The organism is Lysobacter sp. N42 (assembly GCF_004344885.1).
Genome location: NZ_SKFB01000069.1, coordinates 1 through 9,656, shown reverse-complemented (window position 1 = coordinate 9,656; position 9,656 = coordinate 1). Strand labels below are relative to the sequence as shown.

Annotated in this window: 7 protein-coding genes and 1 pseudogene; 4 read left to right on the top strand and 4 right to left on the bottom strand. The window is 70.6% G+C overall.

What is annotated here, in order from left to right:
- Nucleotides 1-103: 103 nt before the first annotated feature.
- Nucleotides 104-1,558 (top strand): annotated as a pseudogene (locus tag EYQ95_RS25190) (phosphomannomutase/phosphoglucomutase); the annotation flags it as partial.
- 127 nt (nucleotides 1,559-1,685) lie between these two features.
- Here the strand turns inward: EYQ95_RS25190 and EYQ95_RS25185 are convergent.
- Together EYQ95_RS25185 and pyrE are read right to left on the bottom strand one after the other, a co-directional pair.
- Nucleotides 1,686-2,345, bottom strand: a complete 660-nt coding sequence (locus EYQ95_RS25185) for a hypothetical protein (protein ID WP_132331795.1) — start codon at nucleotides 2,343-2,345, stop codon at nucleotides 1,686-1,688.
- 60 nt (nucleotides 2,346-2,405) lie between these two features.
- The gene (gene pyrE, locus EYQ95_RS25180) at nucleotides 2,406-3,053 is read right to left on the bottom strand and encodes an orotate phosphoribosyltransferase (RefSeq protein WP_132331793.1); all 648 of its coding nucleotides are present in this window, start codon (nucleotides 3,051-3,053) and stop codon (nucleotides 2,406-2,408) included.
- A gap of 184 nt (nucleotides 3,054-3,237) precedes the next feature.
- On the opposite strand from pyrE, the gene EYQ95_RS25175 reads away from it, so the two are divergent.
- Entirely contained in the window at nucleotides 3,238-4,059 is an 822-nt protein-coding gene (locus tag EYQ95_RS25175) for an exodeoxyribonuclease III (RefSeq protein WP_132331791.1), read from the top strand.
- Nucleotides 4,056-5,390, top strand: coding sequence for an MFS transporter (locus EYQ95_RS25170; RefSeq protein ID WP_132331790.1), 1,335 nt, complete (start codon nucleotides 4,056-4,058; stop codon nucleotides 5,388-5,390). The genes EYQ95_RS25175 and EYQ95_RS25170 overlap by 4 nt, the downstream gene beginning before the upstream one ends.
- Nucleotides 5,391-5,489: 99 nt before the next feature.
- Here the strand turns inward: EYQ95_RS25170 and EYQ95_RS25165 are convergent, their stop codons facing one another.
- A complete protein-coding gene (locus EYQ95_RS25165; RefSeq protein WP_132331789.1) occupies nucleotides 5,490-6,635 on the bottom strand; it encodes an anhydro-N-acetylmuramic acid kinase in 1,146 nt (381 codons plus the stop codon).
- A complete protein-coding gene (locus EYQ95_RS25160; RefSeq protein WP_132331788.1) occupies nucleotides 6,635-8,074 on the bottom strand; it encodes a peptidoglycan DD-metalloendopeptidase family protein in 1,440 nt (479 codons plus the stop codon). Before EYQ95_RS25160 ends, EYQ95_RS25165 begins: the two co-directional genes overlap by 1 nt.
- 171 nt (nucleotides 8,075-8,245) lie before the next feature.
- On the opposite strand from EYQ95_RS25160, the gene tyrS reads away from it, so the two are divergent.
- Nucleotides 8,246-9,451, top strand: coding sequence for a tyrosine--tRNA ligase (tyrS, locus tag EYQ95_RS25155; protein ID WP_132331787.1), 1,206 nt, complete (start codon nucleotides 8,246-8,248; stop codon nucleotides 9,449-9,451).
- The last annotated feature ends 205 nt before the right edge of the window (nucleotides 9,452-9,656 follow it).

The window sequence follows — 9,656 nt, the reverse complement described above, 5'->3', positions numbered from 1 at the left end:
GATGTAACTCACCGCCACCACCAGCAGCATCAGGGCGGCATAGGCCTGCAGCGCACGACGCCGCGCGGCAGGTGGCCCGGTCGACGCCGTCGAAGATGCGCCCACGCTCGCCGACGTGGTCCGCCCCAGCGAACCGCCGCCGGTGCCGGCGGCCACGCCGGAAGCCGTGGTGGCGCGCCTGGCGCTGGACCGCGGCATCTTCCGCGCCTACGACATCCGCGGCATCGTCGGCCAGAGCCTGGACGCCGGCATCGCGGAACTGATCGGCCAGGCCATCGGCACCGTGATGCACGAGCAGGGCCTGCGCGACATCGTGGTCGGCCGCGACGGCCGGCTCTCCGGCCCCGCGCTCACCGACGGCCTGGTCACCGGCCTGCGCCGCGCCGGCCGCAACGTGGTCGACATCGGCATGGCGCCCACGCCGGTCACCTACTTCGGCGCCTACCACCTGCGCGCGGGCTCCTGCGTCTCGGTGACCGGCAGCCACAACCCACCCGACTACAACGGCTTCAAGGTGGTCGTCGGCGGCGAGACGCTCTCGGGTGATGCGATCATGGACCTGTACGCGCGCATCGCCGACGACCGCCTGCACGCCGCGCCGTCGCCGGGCACCCTGGAGCAGCGCGACATCGCCGAGGACTACGTCCAGCGCATCGCCTCCGACATCCAGATCGACCGCCCGCTCAAGGTCGTGGTCGATGCCGGCAACGGCGTGGCCGGCGAGATCGGCCCGCGCGTGCTGGAGGCCATCGGCGCGGAAGTCATCCCGCTGTACTGCGACATCGACGGCACCTTCCCCAACCACCACCCTGACCCCAGCGAGCCGCACAACCTCACCGACCTCGTGCAGATGGTGCAGCGGCTGGACGCCGACCTCGGCATCGCCTTCGACGGCGACGGCGACCGCCTGGGCGTGGTGACGCGCGAGGGCGAGAACATCTTCCCCGACCGCCTGCTGATGCTGTTCGCCGCCGACGTGCTCGAGCGCAACCCCGGCGCGGTGATCCTGTTCGACGTCAAGTGCACCGGGCGCCTGCCGGGCCACATCCTGCGCCATGGCGGCAGCCCGCTCATGTGGAAGACGGGCCATTCGCTGATCAAGGCGAAGATGCGCGAGACCGATGCGGAACTGGCCGGCGAGATGAGCGGCCACTTCTTCTTCAAGGAGCGCTGGTACGGCTTCGACGACGGCATCTACGCCGCCGCGCGCCTGCTGGAGATCCTCGCCGCCGCCCCGGCCACGCCGGGCGAGACGCTGGCCGCGCTGCCCAACGGCGTGTCCACGCCGGAGATCAAGGTCGACGCGCCTGCCGGCAACCCGCACGCCTTCGTCGAGCGCTTCCGCGAGAACGCGAAGTTCGAAGGTGCGCGGTTGTCGACCATCGACGGCCTGCGCGTGGACTTCCCCGACGGCTGGGGCCTGGTGCGCGCGTCCAACACCACGCCGGTGCTGGTGATGCGCTTCGACGCCGATTCCGCCGACGCGCTGGCGCGCATCCAGTACGCCTTCCGCGAGCAGATCCACCTGCTGCAGCCGGATCTCGAACTGCCGTTCTAAGACGCGGCCTCGGCGCGCGGCGCGACCGCGGGCCGGGCGCCCGCGTTTCCACCGGGGCGTACAGGGCCGCGAATGCCCGGCGGCCGGCCGGTCGCCGGGGCGGTGCCCGGGCCGTCGCGGCGGGGGCTCAGCCCGCCGGCAGCACCGGCGCGGCCCCGGGCATGCGCAGTTCGCGGTAGCGCGCGACGGCTTCCTCGAGCTGCGCGCGGATCGCCTCGCCGCTTCGTTGCAGCCGTGCAAGCGCCGCCTGCTGCTGCCGCAGCTGCGCATGCTGCGTGCGGATGTCGTCGGCCAGCTTCTTCGGCACGGGGCGCTGCGCCAGCTCCGCCTCGCCGGCACGGCGCAGCAGGTCGACCAGGATCACCCGGATGCCGGCGATGCCCATCTGCGCGGTCTTGACCGAATCGCGGTTGAGCGCGATGCGGTTGTCGAAGGCGCGCCGCAGGGCGTCCTCGCTGTCGAACGAGTGCACCATCGCCATGACGCGGCGCATCTCGGCCTCCGCCGCGGCTTGCTCTTCCTGCTCGGCGCGGGCGGCAGCCTCGGCGGCGGCCCGTTCCTCCGGGGTCAGGGCCCGGTCGACGCGCGCGGTCGGCAGGCCGCTGCGCGGATTGATCTCCGTCCGCGCCGAGTCCACCGCCGTGGCCGGCAGCGCATCCCCGCACACCTTCCGGCCGCCCTCGTTCCAGCAGTACAGCTTCTTGGCCGGCGCCTCGGCCTTCTGCGCCGTGGCCAGCGGGGCCAGGCCCAGCAGCAGGGCGGCGGTCAGCAGGCGGGTGCGGGACATGCGGGCTCCGGACGGCGGTGCGGTCGGCTGGCAGTCAAGCAAGTATCACGCCAGCCTGACTCAGGTGCAGCCATAGGCGTCACGGTATGCCAGCAGCCGCTCACGCTCGGCCTGCAGCACGCCGCCGGCCGCCATCGCCAGCAGGTCTTCCAGCCGTGCCACCGCGATCACCGGCAGGCCGTGCTCCTGCGCGACAGTTTGTGCCGCCGAGCGTCGGGAGCGCGACGGATCCACGGCCTCCTGGCGGTCGAGCGCGATGACGATGCCGGCCGCGGTGCCGCCCGCGGCCGCGATCTGCGCCAGCGACTCGCGCACGGCGGTACCGGCGGTGATGACGTCGTCGACGATCAGCACCCGGCGCCCGGCCAGCGGCGCGCCGATCAGCACGCCGCCCTCGCCGTGCGCCTTGGCTTCCTTGCGGTTGAAGGCCACGGGCAGGTCGCGGCCGCGGCGCGCGAACTCGCAGGCCAGTGCGGTGGCCAGCGGAATGCCCTTGTAGGCCGGGCCGAAGAGCAGGTCGAAGGCGATGCCCTCGGCGTCGAGCGCATCGGCGTAGCAGCCGGCCAGCTCGGCCAGGGCGGCGCCGGAGTCGAAACGCCCGGCGTTGAAGAAGTACGGGCTCACCCGCCCGGACTTGAGCGTGAACTCGCCGAAGCGCAGGGCGTCCACGCGCAGCGCGAGCTCGAGGAAACGGGTGCGGTAGGTCATGGTGGCAGGGCGTCGGGATGCGGGTTCGGGATTCGCCAAAGCGGCGTGCCGCGGATAGGGTAGCCCGTCCGCGGGCCCGGCCCGCCGCGGCGCCGTCTGCACGGACCCGCTCTTCGAATCCCGAACCCCCAATCCCGAATCCCGAATCCCGAATCCCGAATCCCGAATCCCGAATCCCGAACCGATGCGCGTCATCAGCTTCAACGCCAACGGCTGGCGTTCCGCCGCCCGCAAGGGCTTCCTCGACTGGCTGCGCGAACGCGACGCCGACGTGCTCTGCGTGCAGGAGACCAAGGCCCAGGAGGACCAGCTGCGCCTGCCCGCGCTGCTGCCCGACGGCTTCCACGCCTACTTCCGCGATGCCAGCACGAAGAAGGGCTACAGCGGCGTCGCCATCTACACCCGCCGCGAGCCCGACGAGATCCGCTCGGGCCTGGGCTGGGACGCCTTCGACGAGGAGGGCCGCTTCATCGAGGCGCGCTTCGGCGACCTCTCGATCGTCTCGGTCTACGTGCCCTCCGGCACCACCGGCGAGCTGCGGCAGGGCTTCAAGGAATCGGTGATGGCCTGGTTCCAGCCCATCCTGCGCGAGTGGCTGGCGAGCGGCCGCCGCTACATCGTCTGCGGGGACTGGAACATCGTGCGTTCCCGCCGCGACATCACCAACTGGAGCTCCAACCAGAAGCAGACCGGCTGCCTGCCGCACGAGCGCGCCTGGCTCAACGGCCTGATCGCCGACACCCACGGCGACGGCTCGCCCTGCGCCGGCGACCTGGGCTGGCTCGACAGCTTCCGCGTGGCCAAGCCCGATGAATGCGCCGAGTACACCTGGTGGAGCAACCGCGGACAGGCGCGCGCGAAGAACGTAGGCTGGCGCATCGATTACCAGCTGGTCACCCCCAACCTGCGCGACGCGATCGTCCATTGCGAGACGCACCGCGAGCCGCGCTTCTCCGACCATGCCCCTTACATCGTCGACTACGACCTGAAGGACTGGACCCGATGACCGAATCGCCCAAGCGACCCGGCTGGAAGCAGGTGCTCCGCAACCTCGGCCAGCCCAAGGTCGCGGTGATGCTGCTGCTGGGCTTCTCGTCGGGCCTGCCTTTCATGCTCGTCGGCAACACGATGGGCTACTGGTTGCGCGACGTCGGCATCGAGCTCGCCACCATCGGCTTCGCTTCGTGGGTGGGCCTGGCCTATTCCTTCAAGTTCCTGTGGGCGCCCGTCATCGACAAGGTCGATGCACCGCTGCTGGGCCGCTGGCTGGGCCGCCGTCGTGGCTGGATGGCGCTGGCGCAGCTCGCGGTAGGCATCGCGCTGCTCGGCATGGCCGTCGTGCGGCCCGAAGGCGGGCTCGGTGCGTTCGTGGGGCTGGCCCTGGTCGCCGCCTTCGCCTCGGCCACGCAGGACATCGTGGTCGATGCATGGCGGATCGAGAGTTCGGAAAAGGGCGAGGAGCTCGCACTCCTGAGCTCGGGCTACCAGCTCGGTTACCGCGCGGCCCTGCTGGTGACCGACGCCCTGATCCTCATCCTCGCCGCCAGGCTCGGCTGGGCGCCCTCATACCTGTTGATGGCGGGCGCGATGGGCCTGGGCCTGCTGGCGACGTTCTGGGCGCGCGAACCCCTGCGCCATGCCCCGACGGCCGCGACCGGTTCGCTGCTCACCGGACGCGGGCTCTTCGACGCCATCCTGGGCCCCTTCATCGCCTTCTTCCGCGACCACGGCCGCTGGGCGCTGCTGATGCTGCTCGCCATCAGCCTCTACCGGCTGCCGGATTTCTTCATGGGCCCCATGGCCAACCCGTTCTACAGCGACCTTGGAATCGACAAGGAGGTTGTCGGCACGGTGCGCGGAACGATCGGGCTGGTCGCATCCGTCGTCGGCATCGCCGCGGCCGGCCTGTTCGCGCTCCGCTTCGGCTACGTGGCCACGCTGCTGGCCGGCGCGGTGCTGGGCCCGGGCTCGAACATCGCCTTTGCCTGGTTGGCCTACCAGGGGCCGGACCCCTCGGCCTTCGCCACGGCCATGGTCATCGACAACTTCGCGACCGGCTTCGCCGGCACCGCCCTGGTGGCGTACATGTCCTCGCTCACCAACGTCGGCTACACCGCGACGCAGTACGCGCTGCTCAGTTCGTTCTACGCGCTGCCCGGAAAGTTCATCAAGGGCTTCTCGGGTGCCACGGTCGAGGCCCTGTCCGCAGGAACCACGCTGCTCGACGGGTATGCGCGCTTCTTCATCGTGACGGCGCTGTTCGGCATCCCGGTCCTGCTGCTTTGCCTGGCGCTCGTGCGTCGGGCAAGGCCACCGGCCATGCCGCCGCCTGCCTGATCGCGGGGCAGGCCGGGCGAGGAGACGCGACGCCGCGCGCAGTGCGGGCCTGGTGTGTCGGTGCATCGATGGCCGCCGCGCCGCGTCCGGCCGTGCGCCTCACACGGGGTACACCGCCCCCAGCACCCGCCATCCCGCCGCCCCCGTCGCCGACGGCAGGTTCCCGGGCCGCCCCAGCAGGGTCTGCCGCGCGAGCCATGCGAAGGCCGTGGCCTCGACGAAATCCGCGTCCAGGCCGTGCGCGTCGGTCGACTCGATGCGGCAATCCGGCAGCAGCTGCCCGATGCGCGCCACCAGCGCCGCGTTGCGCACGCCGCCGCCGCAGAGCAGCGCACGCGAGGTCGACGGCTGCTGCGCCAGCAGCGCATCGACCACGGTGCGCGCGGTCAGCTCCAGCAGCGTCGCCTGCACGTCCTCGACGCGTTCGCTGCCGGCCAGGTGCGCATCGACCCAGCCCAGGTGGAACTGCTCGCGCCCGCTGCTCTTGGGCGGCGGCAGCGCGAACCAGGGTTCGGCCAGCAGGCGCGCGAGCAGGGCCTCGTCCACTTCACCCTGCGCGGCGAGCGCGCCGTCGCAGTCGAAGGGCGCGCCGGTATGTCGCAGGCACCAGGCGTCCATCAACGCGTTCGCCGGCCCGGTGTCGAAGCCGCGCACGGGGCCGTGCGAGGGCAGCAGCGTGTAGTTGGCGATGCCGCCGAGGTTGAGCACGGCACGGTCCTCGCCGGCCTCGCGCAGCACCGCGGCATGGAAGGCCGGCACCAGCGGCGCGCCATGGCCGCCGGCGGCGATGTCGCGCCGCCGGAAGTCGGCCACGGTGGTGATGCCGGTGCGCTCGACGAGCACGCTCGGATCGCCCAGCTGCCAGGAGAACGGCGCGCGCCCGTCGCCGGCCGCGCCGGCGGGGCGATGCCGCACGGTCTGTCCGTGCGAACCGATCGCCTGTACCTCGCCCGCGCCGACGCCCGCGGCGTGCAGCAGCGCACGCGTCGCCTCGGCGAAGGTTTCGGCCACCCGCACGTCCAGCGTGCCCATCTCGTCCAGCGAGGTGGCTTCCCCGCCCTGGCCCAGCTCGACCAGCCGCGCACGCAGGGCCGGCTGCCAGGGATGCGTCAGCGCGTGCAGCACCTCGCAACGGGTGTGCGTCCCGTGCTCGGAAAAGCGAACGAGCGCGGCGTCGATCCCGTCCGCGCTCGTTCCGGATATCAGGCCGACGTACAGCCCGTCGGCCCGCGCCTGGCCGCCCATCAGGAGCGGTTGCGCACGGTCTTCTTGCCGTCGGCCCTGGCGACGTTGCGGCTGGCGGGCAGCTCGTCGGCGGCGTAGATGATGTTCTCGACCTCGCGGATGCGCGCCAGCGCCACGCGCGTCTGCTGGCGGAACTGCGCCAGCGCGGCGCCCGACAGCGGCTCCGGCGGCGGCATCGTCACGCTCAGCGGGTTGCGGTGCACGCCGTTGATCTGGAATTCGTAGTGCAGGTGCGGGCCGGTCGACATGCCCGACGAACCCACGTAGCCGATCACCGTGCCCTGCGCGATGCGCTGGCCCGGCTTGACGTTGCCGAAGCGCGACATGTGCGCATACAGCGTGGTGTAGCCGCGGCCGTGGTCGAGCATGACCGCGCGGCCGTAGCCGCCCTTCCAGCCGACGAACTTCACCCGCGCATCGCCGGCGGCCATGATCGGCGTGCCGGTGCCGGCGGCGTAGTCCACGCCCTTGTGCATGCGCATGCGGCCCAGCACCGGATGGCGGCGCGCACCGAAGCCGGAGGTCAGGCGCGCGTACGGGATCGGCATGCGGATGAAGCTCTTCTTCAGCGAGCGCCCGTCGGCCGTGAAGAACTCCGGCTTGCCGTTGCGGGTGAAGCGGAAGGCCGAGTGCAGCTTGTCGCCGGTGGTGAAGGTCGCGGCCAGCACCGGGCCGGTGCGCACCAGCTCGCCCTCGCGCCACGTCTGCTCGACCACGACCGAGAAGCGGTCGTTCGCGCCGACGTCGTCGTTGAAGTCGATGTCGTACTTGAACATCTCGTCGGTCAGCGTGTTGACGTGCTGGCTCGTCAGCCCGAGCTTGCGCGCCGAGCGGTACAGCGAGCTGCCCACCTTGCCGCTGATGACGACGGTGCGCGTCTCCACCGGACGCACCGTCACCTTCTCCTTGATGCTGTCGCCGGCGACCAGGAGTTCGATGCGGTGGCTGTCGTCGCGGTCGAAGCGGAAGGTACGCAGCTGCCCGTTCGCGGCGAGGTCGAAGGCCAGCTCCATGCCCGGCTTCAGGCGGCGCAGGTCCTGCTTCACGCTCGGATGCGCGAGCACCTTCTCGCGCATGCCGGCCGGGATGTCGAACTCGTCGAAGATCGACGCCAGCGTGTCGCCGCGGCTGACCGTCACGATCTGCCAGTTCTCGCCACTGGCGCCCTGCGCGCGCGCGATCGGCAGCGGCGGCAGCGTCAGCGCCATCGAATGGCGCGGCACCGGCACGTTGTCGCGGGTGACCACCGGCCGGTCGAAGCCCGGCACGATCGCGGCGACGAGCATCGCGCCCATCGCGAACAGGCTGGCGTGCGCCCACTGCCGACGCGTCCAGCGGCCGTTGAACCCCGTGCCCTCCTGCGCCGCGACCGGCCGATGCAGCACGGCTTCGCGAAGGGCATCCAGGCGCGCGCGGCGCGCCGAGGCGGTGTCTGTCATGCTGGTTCCCCCGGAGGCCGTGTAGGCCCCGTCACGACCGTAAAATAGTCACGCCAACTCTGTGCGTCAAACCATTGATGCGCCTAGTTTTTTTCGTCAAGGCGTTTTTTACGATCGTTTAACTTATTTGACGACCCGGGTCGCGAGTCGCGCAGGGTCGCGAGACACGACATGTCCCAGAACGACCTCATCGACCTGATCACGCGCGGCGCGGACGAGATCCTCAAGCCCGAGGAGCTGGCCAGGCGGCTGGAATCGGGCCGCCCGCTGCGCGTCAAGGCCGGCTTCGACCCGACCGCCCCCGACCTGCACCTGGGCCACACCGTGCTGCTCAACAAGATGCGGCAGTTCCAGGACCTCGGCCACCAGGTGATCTTCCTGATCGGCGACTTCACCGGAATGATCGGCGACCCCACCGGCAAGAACGCCACGCGCAAGCCGCTCACGCGCGAGGACGTGCTGGCGAACGCCGAAACCTATGCCGACCAGGTCTTCAAGGTGCTCGACCGCGAACGCACCGAGGTGCGCTTCAACTCCGAGTGGTTCGGGCAGATGTCGGCCGCCGACATGGTCAGGCTCGCCGCGCAGCACACCGTGGCGCGCATGCTCGAGCGCGACGACTTCTCCAAGCGCTTCGCCGCGCACCAGTCCATCGCCATCCACGAATTCCTCTATCCGCTCGTGCAGGGCTATGACTCGGTCGCGCTGAAGGCCGACGTCGAGCTCGGCGGCACCGACCAGAAGTTCAACCTGCTCATGGGTCGTGGCCTGCAGGAGCACTACGGCCAGCCGCCGCAGATCGTGCTGACCATGCCCCTGCTCGAAGGCCTGGACGGCGTGCAGAAGATGAGCAAGTCGCTGGGCAACTACATCGGCATCAACGAGCCGGCGATCGACATCGTCACCAAGGCCATGAAGATCGGCGACGAGCTCATGTGGCGCTGGATCGAGCTGCTGAGCTTCGAGATCTCGATCGCCGAGGCGCAGCGCCTGCGCGCCGACATCGATTCGGGCGCCCTCAACCCGCGCGACCTCAAGCTTCGCCTCGCCCGCGAGCTCGCCGCACGCTTCCACGGGGCGGTGGCTGCCGAGCAGGCCATCGCCGGCTGGAACGCCGCGGTCCGCGGCGAGGGCGACATCTCGCAGCTGCCGCTGACCGAGGTCGCCGTACCGGCCGAAGGGCTGCGCATCGCGGCGCTGCTGACCGCCGCCGGCCTTACGCCCAGCAACTCCGAGGCCAGCCGCAAGCTCAGGGAGCGCGCCGTGCGCATCGACGGCGAAGTCTTCGAGGATCCCCAGCGCGTGTTTACGGCCGGTTTCGAAGGCGTGCTCGCGGTGGGCAAGCGCAACTTCGCGCGGATCCGTCTCGTTGGCTGAATCTTTCGAAAATTCTTCTCACGGGGGCTTCACAACGGCGGCGAGTGCCGACATAATGGCCGACCCAGCTGATGACGCCGACGCCCTCGGCGGCCATGAAATCAAACGGCGGGGCGCAGCAAGAAAATCGATCACAAGGTGTTGACAGTGATCGAAAGTGCTGTAAGATGGGCGGCTCACTCGGACGGACTGATGGTTCGGCGGG

Coding starts and splice junctions, on each gene's coding strand:
- pyrE (WP_132331793.1), bottom strand. CDS start 3,053: ATGACCTACCGCACCCGTTTCCTCGAGCTCGCGCTGCGCGTGGACGCC.
- EYQ95_RS25160 (WP_132331788.1), bottom strand. CDS start 8,074: ATGACAGACACCGCCTCGGCGCGCCGCGCGCGCCTGGATGCCCTTCGC.
- EYQ95_RS25185 (WP_132331795.1), bottom strand. CDS start 2,345: ATGTCCCGCACCCGCCTGCTGACCGCCGCCCTGCTGCTGGGCCTGGCC.
- tyrS (WP_132331787.1), top strand. CDS start 8,246: ATGTCCCAGAACGACCTCATCGACCTGATCACGCGCGGCGCGGACGAG.
- EYQ95_RS25170 (WP_132331790.1), top strand. CDS start 4,056: ATGACCGAATCGCCCAAGCGACCCGGCTGGAAGCAGGTGCTCCGCAAC.
- EYQ95_RS25175 (WP_132331791.1), top strand. CDS start 3,238: ATGCGCGTCATCAGCTTCAACGCCAACGGCTGGCGTTCCGCCGCCCGC.
- EYQ95_RS25165 (WP_132331789.1), bottom strand. CDS start 6,635: ATGGGCGGCCAGGCGCGGGCCGACGGGCTGTACGTCGGCCTGATATCC.